The sequence below is a fragment of the Bradyrhizobium sp. BRP20 genome, assembly GCF_020194215.1.
Taxonomy (GTDB): Bacteria; Pseudomonadota; Alphaproteobacteria; order Rhizobiales; family Xanthobacteraceae; genus Bradyrhizobium; species Bradyrhizobium yuanmingense.
This window is the reverse complement of record NZ_JADYVY010000017.1, coordinates 109,909-132,620: the sequence shown is the minus strand read 5'-3', so window position 1 is coordinate 132,620 and position 22,712 is coordinate 109,909. Positions and strand designations below refer to the sequence as shown.

Here is a 22,712-nt window from a genome sequence, read left to right as displayed (position 1 = left end):
TGGTCTGATGCATCGAATCGGGATCCTCGATTCATTGCTCTACTGGCTCAGCACTTTTCCCTTCAGGCTTGCCAGCCTGATTTGCCCACTGTTGTACTGGTGGTTCGGCATCACCATCGTGAACGCGGCTGCACGCCAAGATTGGACAACTGACAATCGAGCGCGATTTTTGCGGTGCGCCGCCATGGCGACCGCAAGCGGCCGATCCGGACACGGTTCGCCGATGACGGTGGCGATGCGCCGAACGACCGCTGGTCGCTCGACTTCGTGTCGGATCAGCTCACCGATGGCCGCCGCTTCCGTATCCTCTCACGGTCATCGATGATTGCACCCGCGAGTGCCTGGCGCTGGTAGCCGACACCTCGCTCTCCGGCAACCGCGTGGCGCGGGAGCTGGACCGGCTGACGATCGAATGCGGCAGGCCGAAGATGGTGGTCAGCGACAACGGCAGCGAGTTCACCAGCAACGCCATCCTGACATGGGCTGATCAGAGCCGTGTCGCATGGCACTACATCGCGCCGGGCAAGCCGATGCAGAATGCCTTCATCGAGAGCGTCAACGGCAGGTTGCGGGATGAACTGTTGAACGAGACGCTGTTCACGTCGCTGGCCCAGGCCCGCGTCGCACTCGGATGCTGGCGGGCCGATTACAACTGCGCATCAGAACACCCATCTGGCTATGTAATTGAAGAGAAGAGATTTTGTTGAGCGGGATGCGATCCCGCGGGGTGATGATTTGGGTTCTGTCGCGCTCGTTCGCGATAGATTGAGCAGCAGTTGTTGTCAGCGAGGTGCGGGCGAAGATCCAAGGACCATCCGGCAGAGGATGGATGGATTCGATCTCGCCGACTTCAGCGGCCAGCCGGAGCGTCTTGGGCGCGATCTTCAAGAGCTTTGCGGCCTTGCCAAGGTTGAGCCATGGCTCGATCCCGTCCTCCGCGGGCTTGAACACCGGGATGTGGTAGTTCGAGCGCATTGATGTGACGCGCTCGCGGGTCCAGCGATTCCCGTTGCCGGTCTTGAGGCCGTTGCGGTTGAGGAGGCCGGCAATCAGATCGTCGCTGGCGATCACCACCAGTTGACGTACGGCCTGGATGATGTCGGCAGAGGTGCTGTTGCGTTGTCCGCGCCGGCGCTTCGGCAAGCGCAACTCGCTGTGGGCGCCACCCACCCAATGGACGATGAGAACGATCTCGGACGCCACGTCGTCGATATCGGCCACGACCTCATGAATGAGGGTGCGCACAATGCGCTTCTTGAGACGAGCATCCGTCGTCGGCGCATCCCAGACCGTTTTGAGGTTCGAGGCTAGAATGCCGAACGAAGCTGGATCAGCAAGGGGTGCGGACGTCGCCACATCATGCATGGCGATCTTGGCCTCAACCTCCGCCGCGTGAGTAAGCGCCCTGTTCCAGCGGGCTTCCAGCTCACTGGCGACCAGCCGGTGCGCGGGATCAGCGGCATCGTATTGCCGGAAAGCCCTGTCGGCGGCATAGCGCGCCGCTTCGAGGTCGCGACTGAGAGCATCGCGTACCCGATCGCGCCGTTCCCTGGCTCCGTTGGCGGCAGCGGTTGCGGCGGCGACCGCGCCTGGACCGACGACTCCAAGCAGTGCTTCCTCGATGGCGTCATCGACGCGCAGTCCGCCGAAGGCGATGCAGTGGGCCCCGCCATTGTCCATCCAGGCACAGCTGCAGCTGTAGCGCGGGATATGGTTCTCCATGCCGGAGTACCGGAGTGTGAGCTTGCGACCGCAGCGCTTGCAGCGGATCAGACCGGCCAGCAACGCGTCACTATGCTTGGGCGCGCCGTGATGCCGACTGGTGGGAACATTACTGCTGACCATGGTGCGAATCGCCTCGAACTTCTCCCAGCTCACATACCCTTCGTGAGTGTTGGGCTTCAGCGTCAGCCATTCGTTCCGCGCCTTGCGGCGGATCTTCACGCTCACGCCCGCGGTGCTGTATCCCGCCGCCACGGCCGTCTTACCATAGGCATAGGCGCCGCCGTAGACCGGGTTCTCAATGATCCGGTGGATGGCAGATCCGCGCCGGTTGCGCTCGACGATAGCTATAATCAATTCTTCGGCGGCGATCAGAGCCAGCTCCATTTTCTCCGCAACAATGGTCGACGTATCTCGACCGATGCTGTCGAGGTGGTTCAAGGCCATCGCTTTGAAACTATGGGCTAGGCGCTCCTCGGCATCGTCGCGCGCATAGTCAATAATAGTATCCAGGTGGGCGACGATTTCAGCCCGTTGCTCGGTTGGCTTTGGACCGTCAAGCAACGTCATCGCTCGAATAAAGGCCTCCTCAATAGGGATCATATCACGTTTCCTTTGTTACTGTGATTGGAAGCCGCAATTCCAGCTCGCACCGTTGGTGCAGATTCAGCGGATTGAAAGGCGGGGGACTTCAAACGGCTTGCCGCTCCTCTTTAAGAAGTACCAGGCAGAGGGTATCTGTAGATTTTCGTCGAATTTTCCGTCGACCACATGCCCCACGGCCGATTCCGTGAACAACACCGCGTCATCTAAAGCCACCTTTTCGGCTTTGCCCGTATCGATGTTGAAGTATTCACGGTGATGCCGATCTTGTTGACCTGCGATGAACGCCTTGTTCCCCACGCAGACCAAGGGCACGCCCGCTGCAGAACCTGGCACGGCAGTGCTCGACAGGGCCCGCCTCAGAAGTGCGGTCGGAAAGTAGATAATTGTTCGGTGTGATATTCCGCCCCGCTGATGCCACGCGATTTGGTCTTGTGGGGCAGGCGTCGCGGGAAAGGTAACGATGCCCTGATTGCCGTGGCCGTCCTCTACAAAGATGCCGAATGATCCGCCGTCAATTGAGATATCGAGTTTGATAAATGCACCAGGCGAGATGTTCTGAAATTTAGTAAGCACCGCCGCGAGATCGATGTTCATTGGAAATGCTCCATTCTTTTGGTGCTCATAGGGGAGTTTTGCTCAACCGATGCGGGCGCGATAGCCACCCGAAGGCCAATCGACTACTTCGGGGCTAGCCCGGGGCTCGAAGGGCGCGGCTGATCCTGGCTGGGACGGCCGCGCCCTTCAAACCTGAGAAAAACGGGACAGCGCGGACGGGACACGGCGCTCACGCCTCCGGAAGCACTGTCCCTACCACCAGCCGTCGCCCTCAGAGGTAGCAAGGCTGGCCACCTCGGCCCGCTGAGAGGCTGAACTCCCAAAGGGTGCTACCAAGTATCGCGGAGAGGACTGCAAGGCAATCTACCAGGATTGGTCGGCGCCGATCTCATCTGGTCAGCGATTAGCCGGCTGGCGGGTATGGATCGTGGCCATATGTCCACTCGATTCTAAATTGGTGGCTTCGCTTTGAACGAGAACCTGAACGTCGTGCCCTGCCTTTCCGTCCGCGTGGGCGGCATCAACCGCGGCGCGGATTGCCTCTTTCTGAGTAGCGTATGGGCGGAGTGCTTGCCATTTACGAGGTCCATTCGTCATTGTGGAGTGTGAATGATATGTTGAATACGAGCCATAAGGTCTTTCTCCCCAGGTTCTGGAAACGCGTGTCCACGCCGGGAGGGAGTTTGCAACCTGACGCGGTCGCCTCAACTACCGGATTGGAGGGGGGGCGAGCTGGCCTCTTGCAGGACACATTTGTGTGGCAGGCTGAGTTGCTCGATGGTGGACCTGAAGCGCGCGTCGGCTTGCCGAGGACCGCTCAGAGCCAGGCGGGCGGCCGAGGAGATCGGGGGAGTCGGCCGATGGATAAGGCGCTAGCAATCGCGTGGGCGTGCATTCTAATCGTCCTGGTGCTGTTCGCCGCGCTGTATCTTCCGTGGTCGTGATTTCAAGGAAGCAGCGGATTGCCGCGCCGCGCCTGCTTGCCGCAGGCAAGCCGGCGGCAAGCGTTCGTATCAGGCCATCGCGAGTTGGCGCGGCGTCTCAGTCTCATTCCATTTGACGCCGCTATGGCGGAAAGCGACGACTTCGGTCGGTGGCTCATCCCTCTCGACGAGCTCCTCAACTATGGCCTCACTTGGGCTGCACTTTCAGGCCCAGCTCGATCAGGCGGCGGATGGGCTTCGGGACGGGTGGTCACGCCATGCTTTTCTCGCCACGGTCGATGGCAGACAGTTCAAGGTCTTGCCAACGCATGCCGATCTGCGTGTCAGGTATCCACTGCGTTCGCAGCACCTCAGCCGGCCCGATCGCGCCCTGAAGTGGCGACCACGCCAGCATGCGACTAAATTGTGAGTTAGGCACCTTTTAGGGGCATATCCGCGCGTGTACTTCACATCCAAGCGCGCGCCGTTGGTCACGCTGAAAGCGCGGACCGATGGGATGGGGAGAGCTGAGCATGGCGACTAGGAAGGAACTGACGGCAGCTGTGGGCGAACGCTACCGATCGAGCGATCGCGTGGAGAAGGCGCGGATATTGGATGAGTTCGTCAATGTCACTGGATATCATCGCAAGCATCCGATGCGGCTGCTGCGGGGCCACGATGGGTCGCGAACAGGTCGTCGGGCGCGGCGCCGGATTTACGGTGAAGCCGAACGCAATGCGCTCGCACTCCTCTGGGAAGCCTCGGACCGGGTTTGCGGGAAGCGGCTGAAAGCCTTGATACCGATGCTGATCGACGCGATGGAGCGGCACAGCCATCTTGACCTCGCTCCCGAGATCCGCGGCAAGCTGCTTTCGATGAGCGCGGCGACGATCGACCGGGCGTTAGGCCGGATTCGGGAAGGGCCCGGTCGCCAGCGCCGGCGATCGGCCGCACACGCCCTACGACGCAGTATTCCGATACGGACTTCGGCGGATTGGAATGATCCCGCACCGGGCTTCGTGGAGGCGGACCTTGTCGCCCACAGCGGTCCATCGGCGCGCGGCAGTTTCGTACAGACCCTGGTCCTCACTGACGTCGCGACCAGCTGGACGGAATGCACGCCGCTGATCGTGCGCGAGCAGACGCTGCTGAGCACCGTGCTGACGGAATTGCGTAAGCAATTGCCCTTCGCGCTTCTTGGCTTGGACACGGACGATGACACCGTTTTCATGAACGAGACGCTTAAGACGTACTGTGACACGGCCGATATCATTTTCACGCGCTGCCGGCCGTGCCGCAAAAACGATCAAGCTTTTGTCGAGCAAAAGAACGGCGCTGTCGTGCGCAGGATGGTCGGCTACCGGCGGTTCGAGGGTTTGGAGGCAGCGACGTTGCTGGCGCAGCTCTACCGCTCGGCGCGCCTGTTCGTGAACTTCTTCAACCGTCGTTCAAGCTGATCGCCAAGCAGCGCGACGGCGCCCGGGTGCACAAGACCTACAGCGCGCCTTCCACGCCGCATCAACGGCTAGCCGCCGACTCGCGCACGTCCGATGAAGTTCGCGCCCGTTTACAAGAGACTTTCGCCGGCCTCGACCCCGTCGCCTTGTTGCGCGATATCCGAGTGACGCAGGAGCGGTTGGCGGCGCTTACTGACGCCGAGCCTGCCGCGAACCCCGGCCCGATCGCGCAGCCGATTGATCTTTTCCTGGCGAGCTTGAGAACCGCTTGGAAGGAGGGCGGTGCCCGGCCGACAGATCGGCCGATCGCCAAAGCAAAAGAGGCCGTCGCCGTCCCGACCCGCTCATTCGAGTGACGCCGGATTTGCGCAAATGGTTTGAAGCCGAGCCGTGGCGGACCGGCAGTGAACCCCTAGCGCGATTGCAGGCAAAATGCCCTGGAATCTATCCCCAAAAACTTCTGCGCACGCTACAGCGTCGCCTAAAGACCTGGCGCAGCGAACAGGCCAACGCCATGCTGTTTGGTCCCTCCCAAGAGACGCCGCCTCCACTTCAAGTCAGGAGCAAAAAAGATGAGGCAGCGGACCACCCTGAGGGAGCACTTTTACGTGCGGCAATACGGAGTCTCACCCTGATCGCCGCCGCGCACAAGATATTGTAAACTCGATGAGCGACCTGTTTCATGAACGAGTTAGCGACGCCTTCATTCGCGACGCCGGGCAGGTGATGCGCGAGACACCGCATCACAACTATCAGATTCTCACGAAGCGCCCCGAACGCATGGCCAGGTTGGTCCCTGCCCTCATCGGCGAGGTCCTGCCCAATATCTGGCTCGGCACTAGCATTGAGAACGCGGACGTAGTGGATCGCATAGAGCACCTGCGCCAGGTGCCGGCAGCCATTCGGTTCATTTCCGAGCCCCTTATCGGAGCCGTCGGCACTGCCGATCTCCGGGACATCCATTGGGCGATCGTCGGTGGCGAAAGCGGGAAGGCAGCTCGGCCAATCCGTGAGGAGTGGATCGACGAAATCTATGTGCAGTGCTTATCAGCCGGGACGGCCTTCTTTTTCAAACAGTGGGGCACCTGGGGGCAAAGACAACAAGAAGCGCTCGAAAAAGGCCAATGGACGCGAATATAGGGGGCGGACCTGGCGATGAGATGCCCACCGGTCCCGGCGCTGTTCCATAATAGCGCAATACGGTTGGGGGCGACGTGGCCGAAAAACGGTATGAATGGGCTGATGGCGCAAAGCTCGAGGAGCATTCAAAGCGCAAACACAAAATCCTGCGCGAATACGTCTTCGACTATCTAACCGTCCGCTGTAAGCTCCCGCAACAGGAGCGTTTTCGGCTTGCAATCGTCGACGGATTTGCCGGTGGCGGGCGATATCACTGCTGCACGCCTGGGTCACCACTGATATTCATTGAAGAATTGAAGCGTGCTGTCGAGGCAGTGAATACACATCGTGCAGTTCAAGGCCTCGGCGCCATCGAGGTCGAGTGCCTTCTGATCTTCAACGATGCTAGCCGCGATGCCATAGAATTGCTGAAGACACATGTTGGACTGATGGAAGCTGACATTGTTCAGACGTGCCCGAAACTACACCTTCCGTGGAGTATCTGAACGAGTTTTTCGAGGCTGCGTATCCAAAGATCAAGACGTTCTTGAGCAAGGACGCTACAAAAGCGTTCTCTTCAATCTGGATCAATGTGGGGACAGTCACGTCGACCGGAATACGCTTCTTGACATTATGCGCTCCTATCCCGCCGCCGAGATCTTTTACACCTTTATGATCAGTTCACTTCCGGCATTTCTACAGAAGAACCAGCCGGAGCAGCTAAGAGTGCGGCTTGCTCATCTTGGGCTAAACGAGCGCGAATGTCGATGCGCTTAATGGACTCATGAGCAAGAACGACTGGCTACGGACGGAGAAGATCGTCTTTGACGACTTTCGTCTATGCGCTCCCTATGTCAGCCCCTTCTCGATCAACAATCCGGGCGGATGGCGGTATTGGTTTATCCACTTCGCCAACGCCTAGCGGGCGAAGCAGTTTTACAACGATATCCGGACAATGCGAGCCTTCAGGCTCATTTCGGTCGGTCCGGCCTCGACATGCTGTCCTACGATCCGAGGCACGATGAGGGCATGCTCTATCTTTTGACGATAGCGGACGTGCGTCCGCAAAGAACCAGCTCTTAGGAGATATTCCGCGCCTCGTGACGGAATCGGGTGACGTCATGTCTGTCATGGACTTCTACGGGAGCATCTACAACATCACCCCCGCTGCATGCGCACGATGTGCATGCAGCAATCATCGAGAACCCCGACAGGGTCCCACTCTCGTCGAAATCAAGCGCCAGAGCCACAGCCGCATCCACTTCTGCCACCGTCCGCCGCGATCCTTGGCGAGTAGGCGCGCGGGAAACTCGGCCTCGCGCTGTTCGATCCCGCCGGGTCTTCGCGATCTGCGAGATATGGCGTTGGCGGGGTATTCTCCCACTGCTTGAGGATCAGCGTGGGCGCTGTCCGGCCAGCATCTCACACCACGTCGCCGCGAGCCGGGTTTTCAGCGGCATGTAGTTGCGCCGCCTTACTTCCACGCTCCATGAAGACGCGATGAACAGTCAAGTCAGCGCATTAACTTCCCTCACGGCTATCGAGCTTGGCCCAGATGGCGGTGTTCGCCTCACCGAAGTTCAAGCTCTCTGATCGCAAGGGGGCAAGTTCTGTTGGGTCACCGACAACTGTTTGTGCAATCTTGATGACCTCCTTCGCGATCATTTCCGTTAGCGGATCGTCACCATCCTTCACGCAAACGGTATAGAGCACTTGCTTGTAAGCCGCCCTCATGCGGCTGACCATTTCGGGCTCCATCGCGGCGTCTCGAACCAATCGGTGAATAATGCACCTGTCTCAACCTGGGGTTCGGCAGGCCTCCCTCTCACTGAGACGAACATAAACGCTTCCCCCGAACGGAGTTCACCGAGAGAGGCAATGCCACAACGTGAATTTAGTGGTTCCCCCGGGAATGGTAAAGCCACGCCCATCGTCCGGACCGCGCGCATATTTCGCGGTGGCCTTTCGACCTTTGGTTTCTCGCAAAAAGTAGCTTCCCCAGCCGTGATTGGCCCGCCGCCGGGACCGTCACTCCAGACGCCGATGGCATTGTGACCGACCAACCCTGATAGGTGCGTCTTGGGTCTCTTCGGAAATACGATGTGACGCGTAAGGGGCGGCTGCGTAGGGTGAGAGAATAGATGACTAATAGGCGCGTGCTTTGGTTCGCTCTCGGGCTCGGGCTCTGTGTCGGCCATATTCTGTGGCTGATTTTGCCCGGCGGGCTGGCGGGTAAGGGCGACGGCGTCCGTGCGGATGACAACCCTCTGATCGACAAGGTTAGATCAACTTGGCGAACGGAGGATGGTGAGACGGCGGAGGAAATCTTTGCCAAGGTCGCGAGGGTAGCCCACTTCGCTCCCAGGGGATGGGAGGTTGGCCGAAAGACCGACACTGGCCAGCGTGTTGTCTTTTCATGGGCCAAACACAGGTCTGACAAAACGACGGACGAAAATATGGTCACGTGGGAGGTGGCCCCCGATGGCACGGTGAAACTTGTGACTCCATATGCGAAACCGATGGAACTAGGCTGGCAAGCGTTCGCACTCTCTCTTGTTGTTGACGAGGTAGCGAATAACGAAAGAGGCGTGAACCGCCGCTTTCTGCATGATCCCGCTAACTTCAACTTCGTGACGACCGCACAAGGCAAGTTGGGCGATCTTCTGCGGCGCGGCCGCTGCACGATCGGCGAGCCGGTTGCAGTGCACTACTCGCCGAAAATACACGAGCAGCAAACCGCCGAGGACGACCTGTGGCGCGTCGAGCTTTCGGTCGGCTGCAGTATTCCCGGCCTTGGCGACGGAGCCATCATTTTCGAGAAGCGCGAAGGACAAAATTGGGAGCCACAATCCGTCTTCGCCAAGCTTATCGCCACGTCAGTACCCGGCTCTTGGTTTGAGCTTGCAGACCCCAAAGACCAGGAAGCATTCGAGCCGCCCCGAAAGACATTGCCAAAGTGAAGGCAGAAAACAAGCTGGAGATGCAGGGCCGTCGATCATAAATGGCCTTGATACGTACGATCGCGCGCGCAGAGAACCGCGCCCGAGAGCCTGTCATCCGGGGTAGACCATGGATGCACTGGCGAGCAAGCCGACCGTGGAAACATGGCCGGTTGCCCTCATATGGCCCTATGAACGCAATTCCGGCGCCCTTCGCCCAGCAGATCGCGGCGTCGCCAATCGGCTGCGCGACGAGATGCTGCGGCTCGAATTGTCCGACCTCGTGGAGGGCGGCTTCGAGAACGCGCTGACAGGGCATAACGGGGTAGCGTCGGAATCCAGGAGTTCGTCCTTGCGCGCCGCCGCCGCATTCCGAGCACTCAACAGGAGTCGGCCGTCACTTGCCTTACAAGGATCGTTTGATCAATCGTATTCTCGCCTGCGTTCTCCGATTTCGGATTTAGAGCAGCAATCCCGACTGACAACACAAAGAGGCTATCGTCAACGGCTCGGCTCGCCCGGCGCGGTAGGCTCCACGAGCGAGCGTCGCGCGGCGCGTCTGCCTAGCACGCCGCTTTTTCGTTTCTTCCGTATGGCTCATGACGACCCCTCGACAAGCTGTTCCAAGACCCACCGCTACAGCTCACGAACTTCCTCCGAGGCTCTTCCCTCTTGTGCAAACTCGGTCACGCCTAATCCTGCCCCAAGCGCGTCCTGATGGTCATTGCGCTGTCCGACATAGGGAAGCGCAAGCACCCCGAGCGAATTGAGCGACGTTGCAGCTTCAGTCAAGCGGCAGCCCCGCGGTGGTGTCTGATTGAGGACGAAAGCAAATCGGCGGTTGAGCCTACGAATAGCAATCAGCGTCGGTATCGCAGCTTCGATGTCCGCCGGACTCGGACGCACCGGGATCAGGCAAAGATCGGCCCTCGCGATTGCGCGCATGGCCAGTGCATTATTTGTGGCGGCGGTATCGATGACGATAAGCGAGATCCCCTCAGCTTCAAGGCTGACCAGCGCCCCTTCTATTTCGACGGGATCGGCGCCCCGAACGAGCCGCGGATAGGAATGGCCGCGCCGCTCTTTCCATTTTGAAATCGTTCCTTGTGGATCCGCCTCGACAATTGCAACGCGCTTTCCGTTCGCCAAAGCGGCGACTGCAATTCCGACCTCCAGCGTGCTCTTGCCGCTTCCGCCTTTTTGGGTGACCAGAGCAAGGACATACATCGCCTGCGTGTCCGGACAACAGCGACATGAAACGCACGATTCGCCGAAAAGAGCCTGCTGATTGGTAGGCCTACCACTCGCCATCGTGAATCGCACTAAGAGCGAGCATGGAACTCACAACCCAATCAAAGGCCCGGACGCGGTGCTCGACATGATGTCGCGGCGGCGTCAGTGCCGCTGCGAACGAAAACCGACAAATATCGGACAAAATCCGCAATTGGTGACGAAAAGTCCGGATTGGCTATATAGTATGAGATCGTTGGATGGGGGAGCCCGATGTCGATCTATAACCCTTTGAGAGACAAGCTGGTCGCAAACAGCTCTGCCTCGCTCAAGACGACCTTTGCCGATATCGAGATGCTTATCGGTCGCTCCCTCCCGAAATCGGCGTATGAATATGATGCGTGGTGGGCCAACGAAGACCCCGTCAAAACTAATCACAGTCACAGCCCTGCGTGGACAGTTCCGGGGTATCAAGCCGAACCAAATCGATTGCAGCGGACAGTAACATTTCGGCGCAGGGGGTAGCATTTTCCGCAAAAGCGAATGCCTATGAACCTGGTCGCTCGAGGATGCGTCGTGAATGAAAATGATCACGCGACACGACTAAGCCCGTATCGACAAGATATGATATTTCTTATCGCAGTAGCCTCTCTGGCGGGAGCGGTAACTGCTGGGGTGATGGTGAATATCTTCGTCGGCAGCAGTGTGGGGTGGATTGGCTTCGTGGGTACCATCGTGGGCAGTGCCATTAGCTTCGGCGCTGTCACCCACCACGATAACAGGCGCCAGAAACAAGAGATCAAAGCCATGCGAGCAAGTCTCTACGCTGAGATCGTCGATCGAGTTGCACGATGCGCCAACGACTACATAGAGCCGTGGAGGGATTGGGGCACGAGGAAGATTGCAAGTGAAGACGCCAAATTCCTTCCGTCACTCCCACTCGTGTTGCCTGCTGTTGCGGGAAAACTCGGACTGCTCGACGCCGAGATACTGCTGGCAGTGACACAGTTCTATTTTCGTCTCTCGGTTCTAAGAGACGCAATCGAGCTTGTTTCTGGAGAGCCCGACACAAGCGAAGCAATCCGCTTGCAGCGCATTAAAATAATCCAACGACGATTTCTTAGTTGCTTCGCTCCGGCACTCCGTTCACTGACATTGCTCGATGTGCCGGACTGGGAGCAGTTTGATTGCGAAGCCGCCAAGGTGTACCCTCACCTAAGAAAAGAAGCGGGTGATTTGCGCGTGATACTCGAACGATTTGCTGCGTCAGCGGCAAAGCAAAACATCGTTTGAGACGGAGATCGCAGAGCTTGCGGCGGAAGTAGAGTACGGGCCGTTTCTGACCGCATAGTGCTCTGGCAATCATCTGCTTAGCTGGCGTCGCCATCTTCTCGACAGAGCGTTCGATGATCGCGGTCTCGAGTCGCCCGTGAAGAATTCGGAATCGATTGATCTGTCGCTGTGATTTGGCGTGAGTATATTCGATTCAGTAAAGGTAGGCGTGGGCCAAGCCGCTTGCCACAGCGTTATCGGTGAACTGAACTACCGCACTCGTGACAGGCTGACTGGAGACATAGAAACCGTGAGCTGCATATCCAAGTATGAGATTGTTGCCGAGCGAGAAGTTCGTTAGCGCAGCAAATGCAGTCTCAGCGGGTGAGGCTGCACGCTCCAAGCTGTTATTTTCGTGCATGTCTTTCTCCTTCGAAACCAAGGGCGCCCGGCAATTACGCGACGATCGTGACTTCACGATGGGACTGCGGCGTAGGCCGAAGCTGACTCCAATCCAGCTCGCGCCCGCCACGATTAGATCGGCGCCGAGAAACAGGCCCAGAATATAAACACTGTTTATCGGCCAACGCGCTAAGATCAACGATCCAATCAGCAGAGTAATGACGCCGGATATCGCCAGCCAGGATCGGGGCGTTGCGCGTTTGATGCTGAACGCCAGGATCAGGCGCATGATGCCGGCGGCGACCAGCGATGCGCCGAGCGCCAGCGTAAGCAGCACAGCGGCGAGCGTAGGATTATCAAATGTCACAAGTCCCGCGACGATGTAGAGCGCATCCAAAGTAGAGCGCACCCAAAAGAGCGCATAGCAAGAACTTGCCCCAGGTCTTAACCTGGAAAGCATTGATCGTTTCGGCAACGCCGGCGACGATCATCATCACGCCAACTAGCACCACACTCGCCACCGTCGCGAGCGCAACGCTACCAAGCGCCACGAAGCCAGTGATCAGATAACCTACGCCGAGGGCGAAAACCCAACCCCACTTCGTTAGCGAAGCGGTGCCCGGACTAGCTCGAAGCCGCGCGATATCAGACGAACTTGTCATGGAGGTCTCCGGTGCCAAAGCTGCGCCGCAGCATGGCGCGCCTAGCCATCGCTTTGTTGCGATTAGGGTTGAGCTTGCGGGTCGTTGCGAGCAGCCGACTCAGTGTGCCCATCAATCTATATGCTCGCCTGCTGGGTGCCATCCGCATCGTGACCTCCTCTCTTCGGGCTTGGACCGCATCCCAGGACGCGGGAGGACCACATTACTAAGCCCGGCGAGGCGGTGTCGTAGGCCAAGCAATTGGCGTGCCACGTTTTGCGAGCCGCGCGTCGAGAGCGAACTAGCTTCTTCGTGACGCGATCGTGAAATCGCGGCCGTTTGTGGCAGCTTGCCGCCAAACGTCTTAAGTCCGACGCGCAGGAACGACAACATAAACATCTTGCGCGTGGCGGCGATTGGCCTAACTGCATTCTCGAGGGGGTGGTATGCGCGCCCACACGACGGGGTTGGACAAACACGAAGACCGAAAGCTGTCATCCATCCGATACATTACCCTCCTCGGAGCCACTGGTTACAGTACTCCCATGGCTGAGCGCTCCAGAATCGAGATGGGGAGTGACGACGCCCTCGATATCGTGAGGCTTCTGCCCGTGTTGCATAGTGCCTGTGGTGAACGAGCCCCCTATCGAGTGTGGGAAAGAGGAAACAGTTGTGGGCCGGATGGCTGATTGCTCTCGGGAAATTATCGCGGTCCGCATTGGTCGATTTTAGACATGCGACATGGCAGCTAAAGCGCCATCCTGTCGCTCTCCAAGTGATTCCCTCTCCTTTGGCACGGCAAATGCAGGTCTCCTGCAATGCGCGCGGCCTGAGGAGAAATCATCCTATGATCACGCGAATCGGCCGCTCACGAAAGCTCAAGCCTACTCGGCGGCCGCAGCCAAATCCTGATGAACCGGTCGAAGCAGCGCAATCCAACAAACGGCGTTATCAGCCATCGCAATGGTCTACGGCGATGGGTTGAGCTCGGCGAAAGCCGAACATTCCTCTTTGCAATGGAGAGGCATCATGTCCAGAGTCACAGACGTTCTTGTTGCCTTTGATACGGAATCCATTCTTCAGAAGTACTCGAATCCGAGCAAAAGACCGGACAGCCCCACTCTCATTGATTTCCGCCATGTCTACATGATCACAAATCAGGACAACGTGATCAGTGGGCAAGCGGGCGGCGAGCTCGACCTGAAGGCCCAGGTCGGGCATTTGATTCGTTGGCGCGAGACCAGCCTCTCCCTTGGATTCGAGAAGTCAGTGATCTTCTACCGCTTCATCGGAAACGTAGGAAACGAGCTGATCTCGACGCCGACCCCGCGGAAGGCGGAGGCCTCGTTCGCGCATCCCAATCCTAGCAATCCGTCCGTGCCGACATGTCAGACGATCGCCAATTACTATTGGTCCTCGGAAACTTTGGCTATCGGACGAGTTACCTACCATTTCAACTTCATGGTCGTCGATCGCAATTGCAGCGCGCTGGGATACTTTTCGTGGGATCCGTTCATCAGCATCCACAATTGATGCGGATGATCATCAAGGCGTCGAAGGAACCGCGCAGCGGGGAACGGCCATGATCCCACCCCCCTCGACTCCGAGGTGGCATAATATGGTCCGGAGGCGTGCCGACCTCACCCATCGTCCCTGGCGGATCGGCCTTCTCGACAGCTGTCGCTTTTTTCGCGTCGCTCTCGAATGGGACCGATCCGCCGTCAGCACCATCCAGTTCGGTCGGCCCAAGCACTTGGCAAGCTCCGCGGTTGCCGAGCATCCCACGGTCGGGAGGAAGGGAAACAGCAATGGCCAAAGACAGACCCTCAACCAAGAGCCAGCGCTCCGAGTCTCACGTTGCCGTTCTCATCATCGTCGACGCCGAGACGCTGCTGTCACGGTATCCGAATGTCAGTCTCTCGCCTGATGCGCCCGTACGCGTCGACAGTGAGCATCTCTATGTCCTGGCCGCGCGCGATGGCGGGCCACTCGGGAGCAATGACGGCCATCTCGATCTGGCCGTCAGGCCTGGCGTCCGTCTGCGCATCCGTGGAAATGCCCTGGCCTTGAGAGGAGAGCATATCGTCGTGTTTTATGGGATCGCGCAGGAACACGCTGATGTCCTTTCCCCCTTTGAGCTTGTCTTGCGCCGAGTCTTGACCGTCGCGACGCCCAACTTCGAGAATTTGTTGCAGCCGGGCAACCAAAGCATCGACGACCATTTCTGGCAGAGCCAAGTGCTGGCCGATGGCGTGGCGGCTTGCGATCTGAACTTCATGGTCTTGAACAAGGCCTGCTTGGTGCTGGGATACTTCTGATGGCGTCTCCAGATCAACATCTCGGGTCTCAGGGAGGTGCCGTAGTCGGCCGCTCCGAGCGCGGTCGTTCAATCCCGAACTCGGCTGGGAGTTCTGTGAGAGCTCCTGGAATAGCCAGTTCTCGGGATGTCGCTCGGCCCGTTTCGCGGCTCAAATTTTATGTATCGACGAGGGTACAGCCCGTGATCGAGAAGGCCAGCCGCAGCAAGAAATTCTGGACTCTTAACTCGATGCGGCGCCGCCGAGCCTTATCGCTGGCCCCTACACACGCCTCCGTCTTACTGCGGATGCATCGTCCGCCCGGAACGAAGTGGAGGAATGCGGCTCGTCCGTCGAAGCTTCGCCGTAAGCGGGAACACTTGCATCCAATGGCCGACGAACGGTCGATACGGCCGGAACGAGGACACGCGGAGCAGCTGCAATCAGGAAACTGACTCGCTGTCGAGGCTGACTCTTGTCATGCTGATGTGCTCGAAGGGCGCGCAGGAGGGGTAACCGCGATTAGACATTTTCGGGTCATGCCACTTAATCAACAGTCGGCGGACAGCATCCGCGACCGACCCGACATGCACTTTGCCCATCGACCGGCCGCTCAGGCGGCGCTTGCGACCCCGTCAACTACCAACCCTTGCAGTTGATGGAGGTGGCGGAAACGTGCCAATCGTCGTCAATACCCCGTCGGGGGCGTCGAATTCGAAACTGGGGTTCAGAAGAATGAAAAAATTGCTGGCGGGCACGGTAGCCCTCATCGCGCTGGCCGCGCCTGCCGCAGCCGCTGATCTGGCTGCGCGCTCCTACGTCAAAGCGCCTCCGGTGGTCATTCCGATCTATGATTGGAGCGGCTTCTACGTCGGCATCAATGGCGGTGGCGGCTCTGCGCATCAGTGCTGGGACGTGGTCAACGCCGGCGGCGTGGTCGTCGCTCCGCCCGTTGGCATGGGGTGCCATCATGCGACGGGAAGCACGGTCGGCGGTCAAATCGGCTACCGCTGGCAAATAGCGAACTCGGTGTTCGGTCTGGAGGCGCAGGGCAATTGGGCCGATTTCAAGGGCTCCAACGCGAACCTTGCTTTCGCAGGCGTCCGGGATGACTCCACGCTTGATGCATTCGGCCTGTTCACGGGCCAAGTCGGCTATGCCTGGAATAACGTGCTGCTTTATGTAAGAGGTGGGGCTGCAGTCGTCCGTGACAAATACCGGGTCTCCGATTTTGCGACCGGGCTCACTATCGACAACGGCAGCGAAACTCGTTGGGGCGGCACGGTAGGGGCGGGCCTTGAATTTGGCTTTGCTCCGAACTGGTCCATCGGCGTTGAATACGACCACCTGTTCATGGGTCGTCGGGATGTGGATTTCTTTTTTTCACCCGGACTCGTGGGTGTTCCGGTGGGCACTTTTGCAGGGACTGCCCGTATCGGTCAGGACGTCGATATCGGCTTGGTCCGTGTGAACTACCGGTGGGGTGGCGTGATCGCCACGACCTATTGATCGATCTTCGCCAAAATGGCGCGGGTTCGCACCAATATCTGAGCCGCATCGCGGCATAGAAACCTTGGCAACAGGGACTCGCATCAATGGCGCTATCGGCTTCTTGTCGGTACATCGGCTCGAGCTGGTTAGGCGTGGTTCAAAGGAATCTGGCTGATCTGGTTATGACGCAGCGCCACGGCGAAGATCGCGGCGAACTCAAGCGTGCTGCCGTGGTCGAACGCCAGCCGCTTAGTGGCTGGCTGCGCCGATTTCCCGGACCCGTGCCTCCACCTGCATCACCGTCGGCTTTTCGGCCGTCGGAGAATGATGAGGCAAAAAATAGTTTTGTCGACCGTCGTAGTTAACCCGGCCCTCGCTTAGGGAGACACAGGTCATCGATTACAATCGTTCCGGTCGGCCGCACTGGCCACCTCGGACGAAAGGCCGACGAGCGGTCGAAGCGGCGCTCGTGCGAGGGTGGGACATAACGTCGACGACGTGATGGCTTGCGTCATCGTCGCTGCCGATCTCTGCGCCCGATCAGCCTGCCGAACCCCCGCTGGCGCGGATCAATTGGGAGCGCCTCGGAGAGCGGATGCAAAATCTCCAGAGGTGGATCGGCAGCGCTGAAGCGGAACTCTTGTGCTAGGACAGAAACGCGGCTGTCATCCGAGCCGCATTGCCAGCGTCTGCTCGTAGTAGATCACCTCCGCGAAGCCACGGCCGAGGAAGACCGTCAGTGGGTCGGCGACGAAATCAAGCGCGAAGGGGGATGAAGAACAAATCGGTTTGCCTGATCCGACCGGGCTGCAATGAAGATGCCCCCCTTTGACAGGGTTGCCCTCTTTACAACTTCCGATTGCGTGATAGTAATCCCCTCTAGCCCTACGAGGGGGGCGGCCGTGGCGATCATCGAGAACATTCGTCTGCTCAAGGGCGTAGCCGTGTTGCGCTGATTTACTTCATGAGACCCACCTCACCGACCTGCGGAAATACTGTAAACCCTAGCCGCCATCAGCAATGGAGCGCATGTACCGGCTTAACCCAACAAACCATCTGTGTGTCCGGTTTTGTCGCGCTGCAATCAAGACGCCACGATGAGGAGGTCCGGTTCTATGCCTTTGTCATGCTGGCGGGTGACGGCGACGACTACCGGCGCCTGCCGCTGTCAATGCCGCTAGCATGAATAAAATGGGCTAGATACGGCCGAAAGTCGCCCACACCCCGTCTTCGCCGTCCCAGCTGCCGCGGCTCGCCGCCTTGGAGTACTCCGTGGCGCGCTGCTCGAAGAAATTGGCGTGCTCGACGCCATTGAGAATCTCGACGAGCCACGGCAGCGGATGCGCCTTGAGCTGGGTGAACCCGCCCTCCTTCGCCTCGAAGAAGCCGAAGACCGGGGCAATCCGGAGTTGGGCCAGTCGCCAGTCGGCGACGTAGCGGACGTAGGCGTGGATATGCTCAGGCAGCATGCCCTCGATCTTGCCAAGACCGAAGGCGAGCTCGACGAAGTTCTCCTCCAGCTTCACCATGGTCTTGGCGACGTCGACAATGTCGTCGCGGACGGAGCGCGTCACCGCGCCGGTTTCGCGGTGCCATTCGTGAAATAGCTTGATGATGCCCTCGCAGTGGAGACTCTCGTCGCGCACTGACCAGCTTACGATCTGTCCCATGCCGTTCATCTTGTTGTGGCGTGGGAAGTTCAGCAGCATGGCGAAGCTGGCGAACAAGGCCATGCCTTCGGTGAAGGCGCCGAACATCGCCAGGGTACGGGCGACATCCGCCACGCTGTCGACGCCGAACTCGTGCATGTAGTCCGCCTTGGCGCGCATCTGCGCATAGCCGCGGAATGCCTCGAACTCGGTCTTAGGCATACCGAGCGTCTTGAGCAGCAGGGCATAGGCGTCGATATGAACCGTCTCCATGTTAGTGAAAGCGGCCATCATCATCTGGACGGTGAGTGGCTGGAAGAGCGGAATGTACCGCTTGAAATAATTGTCGCCGACCTCGATGTCCGACTGAGTGAAGAAACGGAAGATCTGGGTGAGCAGCGCGCGCTCGCTGTCGGTGACGCGGTCCGAAGCCCAGTCGTTGAGGTCGGCGCCGAGCGGCACCTCCTCGCCCATCCAGTGGGTCTGCTGCTGGCGCTTCCAGAACTCGTAAGCCCAGGCATAGCGATCGACGTCGTAGCTGCCGGTCGAGTCAAGGAGGCCGACGCGTCCCTTGCCGATCAACGTGCGCGGATCGGCGCGCGACAGATCGATCACTGACATGCGAGGCACTCCTCATAGTCGGTGCGCTGCCGCGCCGGCTGCTGCGTCGGCGTTGCATCCCCGGCAATCTTGCCGGCGAACGCCGCGCGCGAGATCGACTTTGATCGACAGTAGTAGAGGCTCTTCACCCCACGCTTCCACGCCGTCCAGTGCAGCATGTGGAGGTCCCACTTATCGACGTCGGCCGGCAGATAGAGGTTGATCGACTGGCTCTGGCAAATCAACGCGGCGCGGTCGGCGGCAAGCTCGACGATCCAGCGCTGGTCGATCTCGAAGGCGGTGCGAAAGATCGCTTTCTCGTGCTCCGACAGGACGTCGAGATGGGCGACCGATCCGTCGTGCGCGATGATCGACTCCCAGGTCGCCGAGGTGTCGGCGCCTTTCGCGGCCAGCACCTTAGCGAGGTGCGGATTGCGCACCGAGATGGCGCCGGATAGCGTCTTGTGGGTGTAGATGTTGGCCGGGATCGGCTCAGTGCAGGCGCTGGTGCCGCCGCAGATGATGCTGATCGAGGCGGTCGGCGCGATTGCGATCTTGGGGCTGAAGCGCGCCATCACGCCGCGTTCCAGGGCATCCGGGCACGGGCCACGCTCGCGAGCGAGCGCCACGGATGCCGCATCGGCATCGCGACGAAGTTTTCGGAACATGTTCAGATTGAATGACTTGGCCAGGGTACCCTCCATTGGAATGCCCTTGGCCTGGAGAAACGAGTGGAAGCCCATGACGCCGAGGCCAACGGAGCGCTCGCGCAGGGCGGCGTAGCGGGCACGCTTCATTCCGTCCGGCGCCACCGTGATGAAGTGCGTGAGCACGTTGTCTAGGAAGCGCATGACGTCCTCGATGAAGCCGGGCTCCTCATTCCACTGGTCCCAGGTCTCGAGGTTGAGCGACGACAGGCAGCACACCGCGGTGCGCTCCTCGCCGCGATGATCGATGCCGGTCGACACGGTAATCTCGCTGCACAGGTTGGAGGTCGAGACCTTGAGGCCGAGCTCGCGCTGGTGCTTGGGGAGCGCACGGTTCACGGTGTCGATGAACAAGAGATAAGGCTCGCCGGTCTGCAGCCGGTTCTCAAGGATGCGTTGCCACAGCTGGCGGGCATCGATCTCGCGGACAACCTCGTTAGTCTTCGGGCTGCGCAGAGCGAATGCGGTGCCGGCGCCCACGGCACACATGAACTCGTCGGTGACGTTGATGCTGTGATGTAGGTTGAGGCTCTTGCGGTTGAAGTCACCAGACGCCTTGCGGATCTCGAGGAACTCCTCGATCTCGGGATGGTGGATATCGAGATAGACCGCCGCCGAGCCGCGCCGCAACGAGCCCTGGCTGATCGCCAGCGTGAGGCCGTCCGTGACGTGGATGAACGGGATGATGCCCGAGGTGACGCCGCCCCTCGCCTTCTCGCCGATTGAGCGAACATTACCCCAGTAGGTGCCGATGCCGCCGCCATTGGAAGCAAGCCAGACGTTCTCGTTCCAGGTGCCGACGATGCCTTCGAGCGAGTCCGACACTGAGTTAAGGAAGCACGAGATCGGAAGGCCGCGCGTCGTGCCGCCGTTGGAGAGCACCGGTGTGGCCGGCATGAACCACAGCCGAGACATCGCATCATATAGACGTTGGGCATGCGCAACATTGTCCGCGAAGGCGCAAGACACTCGGGCGAACATGTCCTGGAGGCCTTCGCCGGCGAGCAGATAGCGGTCGGTCAGCGTCAGCCTACCAAACGAGGTCAGCAGGTCGTCGCGCGACCGATCGAGCGAAAGGTCAGACGGAGTTGGCGATCGCGCGGGGGGCCTCGGCAGGGGAGCCGGCAATGCTGGGGGCTGCACAAGACACAGTTCAGGTGTGGTAGGCTTTGCCTGCGCTGAGGGCTGCCGCACACTCGGCAGCTCAATGAGATGACCATACTGATCGAAATCGTAAGACGCCGACATCGGCAACCCCGTGATATTTGGGGGCTGGGACCGTGCGGACGACTTGCGAGGAGACCCGGCCAATGTCCCCGGCTGCAAGCGACCCACCGGGCACCCCGCCCGAGGACATGGGTTCTGTCGCGGTAGGTTTCCTGGCTCGCGGGTCTTCCCAGCGCTGTCGCGCTAATGCCTCGGAATAGCCGCTGCCGGCACAATGGGTTCCCCTTAACTCCGTGCCACCATATATGCGAATTGAAAACCACGACGACACCACATATAGAAGCCGTTGCCCAGACTCGTCAAGACGGCACAGTCAAGTTAACCAGTTGGAGCAGCCCCGAGGTCGAGGTTCGAAATTCGCCGAGCGCCTGTCCTGAGAGCCTCACTCAAAAAGCATAGATGTCTCAAGGCCTGGCCAATCGGCGAGTTAGGAGCCTCAGATGGGCGACGAGCGGCCAGGCGAGCTCGGTAGCGGCGGAACCTTCGAAGTCTTTGCAGAGATGCCGACATCTGCCGAGCCACGCAAAGGTGCGCTCGACGACCGAGCGCCTGCGATCGGCCAAGATGTGCTCAAGCCTTTGGAAGTGGCGTCGCAAATTCTCCAACAGGGGAACAGCAACCCTGGACATCCTGAATGTTGGCATCGATCGGTTCGCGGTCCGCGAATTGAGTTGGGCCGGATCGGGTTTCGGTAGCCATACGCGTCTCGCCATTCATCGCTTTCTGTGGCCCTTAGATCAAAAATTGTCTGGAGCCCGACCGCAATCGATGCAGCCGCCCGTGGCAATGTCCCACGCTTAGTGGATTTGACCCCGCCAGCTCTCACATCAGACGTGCCAACTTTGCCGAAGAGGCGATTCGTATGCTTTTCGCAGGCCGGGCGAGCCGCCTCACGTGCTCAGTTGTCTGGCCGCGAACATAAGCCGTCCTGACCGAACGCGGTCATGTCAGGTTATTGGCAATCAATCCTAACGGGATGAGCTATGCTTGAGTCTGGGTGACGAGCCGATCCGGCGGCGCGGCCTTGCTGGGTGGGAATGAAGCCGTTCGCAACATTGGCGTGAGCGGCGGCGAAGAACCGTGTTGTATCTCACCAACGACCTTGAAGCCGTGACGTTGGTAAAAGGGAATGTTTTCAGGGTTCGAGCTTTCGAGGTAGGCAACAATGCCGTTCTCATCGCATCGTTGAAGGGCGTATTTCATCAGCAACGTGCCAAGCCCTTTTCCGATCCAGTTCGGATCGACGGCAATGAGCGGCAGATACCAATGTGGCTCGTGGGGACGATGTTCGGCCATTCTCCGCCGCAAGTGTGCCATATCCTCGGTAATCTCCGGGCGCAGGGATAGCGCCATGATTGCATCCAATGCCTCCTCGTCTTGCTGCACGTTGGGAGGCAGCCACAGGGCCGCGCCACGAATCTCTCCCGCGACGTAGGCTGTGCCATGTGCAAATGCTCGGCCCCCACAGGCGTCAATGAACTGAGGCATGCTCCTAAGGTATTGCCTTGGGTCAGGCCAGCTCCAACGCATCAACGGATCCGCGGCAAAGCCGAGCACAATGGTCCAGACAGTGCTTGCACGAATGTTTGCGTTCGCAGATCTGATATCTGATTCTTCTGTCATGATGTCGTTTTCGGGGCTCTGTTTTGGCATTGGCCTTCCAAGGAGGAGCATGGCATCGACACATCTGACGGTGAGCGGAATGGATGCACCGACGGGGACCCGCCGGGTGCATTTGGTTTCCCTTCCGAGATCTCCGCCTGTCTCAGACGGCTGACGTTGACGGCCACTTCGGACGAAGGCTCCTTGGTCGGCAATGCTTGGATCTACATATTCCTGGCGGGCTTCTGCGCTTCCACGCCCTATCTGGAACCC

General features: G+C 59.3%; 16 protein-coding genes, 3 pseudogenes and 1 riboswitch. Of the genes and pseudogenes, 9 read left to right on the top strand and 10 right to left on the bottom strand.

All coding sequences use genetic code 11. The annotated features are described in order from the left end of the window. Positions 1-174: 174 nt before the first annotated feature. Positions 175-653 (top strand): annotated as a pseudogene (locus tag I6F33_RS30855) (integrase core domain-containing protein); the annotation flags it as partial. Here the strand turns inward: I6F33_RS30855 and I6F33_RS30850 are convergent. Further along, positions 598-2,325: a recombinase family protein gene (locus I6F33_RS30850; RefSeq protein ID WP_225129218.1), complete on the bottom strand. Its 1,728-nt coding sequence runs from the start codon at positions 2,323-2,325 to the stop codon at positions 598-600. The pseudogene I6F33_RS30855 and the gene I6F33_RS30850 overlap by 56 nt on opposite strands. Before the next feature lie 63 nt (positions 2,326-2,388). Then, positions 2,389-2,922 carry a hypothetical protein gene (locus tag I6F33_RS30845; protein ID WP_225143685.1) on the bottom strand — a complete coding sequence of 178 codons (534 nt, stop codon included), beginning with the start codon at positions 2,920-2,922 and terminating at the stop codon, positions 2,389-2,391. 1,396 nt (positions 2,923-4,318) lie between these two features. On the opposite strand from I6F33_RS30845, the pseudogene I6F33_RS30840 reads away from it, so the two are divergent. From I6F33_RS30840 to tcmP, 3 genes and pseudogenes are all read left to right on the top strand, one after another. Beyond that, a pseudogene (locus I6F33_RS30840) lies at positions 4,319-5,834 on the top strand (transposase); the annotation flags it as partial. Positions 5,835-5,929: 95 nt separating this feature from the next. Then, a complete protein-coding gene (locus I6F33_RS30835) occupies positions 5,930-6,403 on the top strand; it encodes a DUF5131 family protein (RefSeq protein WP_346656687.1) in 474 nt (157 codons plus the stop codon). Positions 6,404-6,477: 74 nt separating this feature from the next. Then, a complete protein-coding gene (gene tcmP, locus I6F33_RS30830) occupies positions 6,478-6,888 on the top strand; it encodes a three-Cys-motif partner protein TcmP (RefSeq protein WP_225143683.1) in 411 nt (136 codons plus the stop codon). A gap of 1,015 nt (positions 6,889-7,903) precedes the next feature. Here tcmP and I6F33_RS30825 read toward each other — a convergent pair. Next, positions 7,904-8,128 (bottom strand): hypothetical protein, encoded by a 225-nt coding sequence (locus I6F33_RS30825; RefSeq protein ID WP_225143681.1) that lies wholly within the window; start codon positions 8,126-8,128, stop codon positions 7,904-7,906. A gap of 395 nt (positions 8,129-8,523) precedes the next feature. Here I6F33_RS30825 and I6F33_RS30820 point away from each other — a divergent pair, with 395 nt between their 5' ends. Beyond that, positions 8,524-9,342, top strand: a complete 819-nt coding sequence (locus I6F33_RS30820; RefSeq protein ID WP_225129210.1) for a nodulate formation efficiency C protein — start codon at positions 8,524-8,526, stop codon at positions 9,340-9,342. A 615-nt stretch (positions 9,343-9,957) separates the two neighbouring features. Here I6F33_RS30820 and I6F33_RS30815 read toward each other — a convergent pair. Next, on the bottom strand, positions 9,958-10,548 hold the full coding sequence (locus I6F33_RS30815; protein WP_225129208.1) for a ParA family protein: 591 nt from the start codon (positions 10,546-10,548) through the stop codon (positions 9,958-9,960). Positions 10,549-11,127: 579 nt separating this feature from the next. On the opposite strand from I6F33_RS30815, the gene I6F33_RS30810 reads away from it, so the two are divergent. After that, positions 11,128-11,844 carry a hypothetical protein gene (locus I6F33_RS30810; RefSeq protein ID WP_225143679.1) on the top strand — a complete coding sequence of 239 codons (717 nt, stop codon included), beginning with the start codon at positions 11,128-11,130 and terminating at the stop codon, positions 11,842-11,844. A 193-nt stretch (positions 11,845-12,037) separates the two neighbouring features. Here the strand turns inward: I6F33_RS30810 and I6F33_RS38525 are convergent, their stop codons facing one another. Together I6F33_RS38525 and I6F33_RS38520 are read right to left on the bottom strand one after the other, a co-directional pair. Continuing rightward, entirely contained in the window at positions 12,038-12,622 is a 585-nt protein-coding gene (locus I6F33_RS38525) for a DUF308 domain-containing protein (protein WP_346656686.1), read from the bottom strand. Continuing rightward, positions 12,582-12,887 (bottom strand): DUF308 domain-containing protein, encoded by a 306-nt coding sequence (locus I6F33_RS38520; protein WP_346656685.1) that lies wholly within the window; start codon positions 12,885-12,887, stop codon positions 12,582-12,584. The genes I6F33_RS38525 and I6F33_RS38520 overlap by 41 nt, the downstream gene beginning before the upstream one ends. A 1,008-nt stretch (positions 12,888-13,895) precedes the next feature. On the opposite strand from I6F33_RS38520, the gene I6F33_RS30800 reads away from it, so the two are divergent. The 3 genes from I6F33_RS30800 (at position 13,896) to I6F33_RS30790 (ending at position 16,672) form a co-directional block, all read left to right on the top strand. Then, positions 13,896-14,399, top strand: a complete 504-nt coding sequence (locus tag I6F33_RS30800; protein ID WP_225145049.1) for an inclusion body family protein — start codon at positions 13,896-13,898, stop codon at positions 14,397-14,399. 275 nt (positions 14,400-14,674) lie between these two features. Further along, positions 14,675-15,184, top strand: coding sequence for an AidA/PixA family protein (locus I6F33_RS30795; protein ID WP_225145048.1), 510 nt, complete (start codon positions 14,675-14,677; stop codon positions 15,182-15,184). Positions 15,185-15,898: 714 nt separating this feature from the next. Beyond that, positions 15,899-16,672, top strand: coding sequence for an outer membrane protein (locus tag I6F33_RS30790; protein WP_225145055.1), 774 nt, complete (start codon positions 15,899-15,901; stop codon positions 16,670-16,672). Between the two features lie 1,178 nt (positions 16,673-17,850). Here the strand turns inward: I6F33_RS30790 and I6F33_RS30785 are convergent. The 4 genes and pseudogenes from I6F33_RS30785 to I6F33_RS30770 all read right to left on the bottom strand — a co-directional run bounded on the left by I6F33_RS30785 (position 17,851) and on the right by I6F33_RS30770 (position 22,460). Then, a complete protein-coding gene (locus tag I6F33_RS30785; RefSeq protein ID WP_225145047.1) occupies positions 17,851-18,924 on the bottom strand; it encodes a ribonucleotide-diphosphate reductase subunit beta in 1,074 nt (357 codons plus the stop codon). Beyond that, positions 18,915-20,858 (bottom strand): ribonucleoside-diphosphate reductase subunit alpha, encoded by a 1,944-nt coding sequence (locus I6F33_RS30780; RefSeq protein ID WP_225145046.1) that lies wholly within the window; start codon positions 20,856-20,858, stop codon positions 18,915-18,917. Before I6F33_RS30780 ends, I6F33_RS30785 begins: the two co-directional genes overlap by 10 nt. A gap of 103 nt (positions 20,859-20,961) precedes the next feature. Beyond that, positions 20,962-21,116: riboswitch (cobalamin riboswitch) on the bottom strand. A gap of 125 nt (positions 21,117-21,241) precedes the next feature. Further along, positions 21,242-21,388 (bottom strand): annotated as a pseudogene (locus I6F33_RS30775) (IS5/IS1182 family transposase); the annotation flags it as partial. Positions 21,389-21,818: 430 nt separating this feature from the next. Further along, a complete protein-coding gene (locus tag I6F33_RS30770) occupies positions 21,819-22,460 on the bottom strand; it encodes an N-acetyltransferase (RefSeq protein WP_225145054.1) in 642 nt (213 codons plus the stop codon). Between the last annotated feature and the right edge of the window lie 252 nt (positions 22,461-22,712).

Bases quoted from the DNA above. Each gene is read 5' to 3' on its own strand.
- I6F33_RS30815 (WP_225129208.1), bottom strand. From the start codon at position 10,548: ATGTATGTCCTTGCTCTGGTCACCCAAAAAGGCGGAAGCGGCAAGAGC.
- I6F33_RS30825 (WP_225143681.1), bottom strand. From the start codon at position 8,128: ATGGTCAGCCGCATGAGGGCGGCTTACAAGCAAGTGCTCTATACCGTT.
- I6F33_RS30850 (WP_225129218.1), bottom strand. From the start codon at position 2,325: ATGATCCCTATTGAGGAGGCCTTTATTCGAGCGATGACGTTGCTTGAC.
- I6F33_RS30800 (WP_225145049.1), top strand. From the start codon at position 13,896: ATGTCCAGAGTCACAGACGTTCTTGTTGCCTTTGATACGGAATCCATT.
- I6F33_RS30790 (WP_225145055.1), top strand. From the start codon at position 15,899: ATGAAAAAATTGCTGGCGGGCACGGTAGCCCTCATCGCGCTGGCCGCG.
- I6F33_RS30820 (WP_225129210.1), top strand. From the start codon at position 8,524: ATGACTAATAGGCGCGTGCTTTGGTTCGCTCTCGGGCTCGGGCTCTGT.
- I6F33_RS30795 (WP_225145048.1), top strand. From the start codon at position 14,675: ATGGCCAAAGACAGACCCTCAACCAAGAGCCAGCGCTCCGAGTCTCAC.
- I6F33_RS30845 (WP_225143685.1), bottom strand. From the start codon at position 2,922: ATGAACATCGATCTCGCGGCGGTGCTTACTAAATTTCAGAACATCTCG.
- I6F33_RS30835 (WP_346656687.1), top strand. From the start codon at position 5,930: ATGAGCGACCTGTTTCATGAACGAGTTAGCGACGCCTTCATTCGCGAC.
- I6F33_RS30780 (WP_225145046.1), bottom strand. From the start codon at position 20,858: ATGTCGGCGTCTTACGATTTCGATCAGTATGGTCATCTCATTGAGCTG.
- I6F33_RS30785 (WP_225145047.1), bottom strand. From the start codon at position 18,924: ATGTCAGTGATCGATCTGTCGCGCGCCGATCCGCGCACGTTGATCGGC.
- I6F33_RS30770 (WP_225145054.1), bottom strand. From the start codon at position 22,460: ATGACAGAAGAATCAGATATCAGATCTGCGAACGCAAACATTCGTGCA.
- I6F33_RS38520 (WP_346656685.1), bottom strand. From the start codon at position 12,887: ATGACAAGTTCGTCTGATATCGCGCGGCTTCGAGCTAGTCCGGGCACC.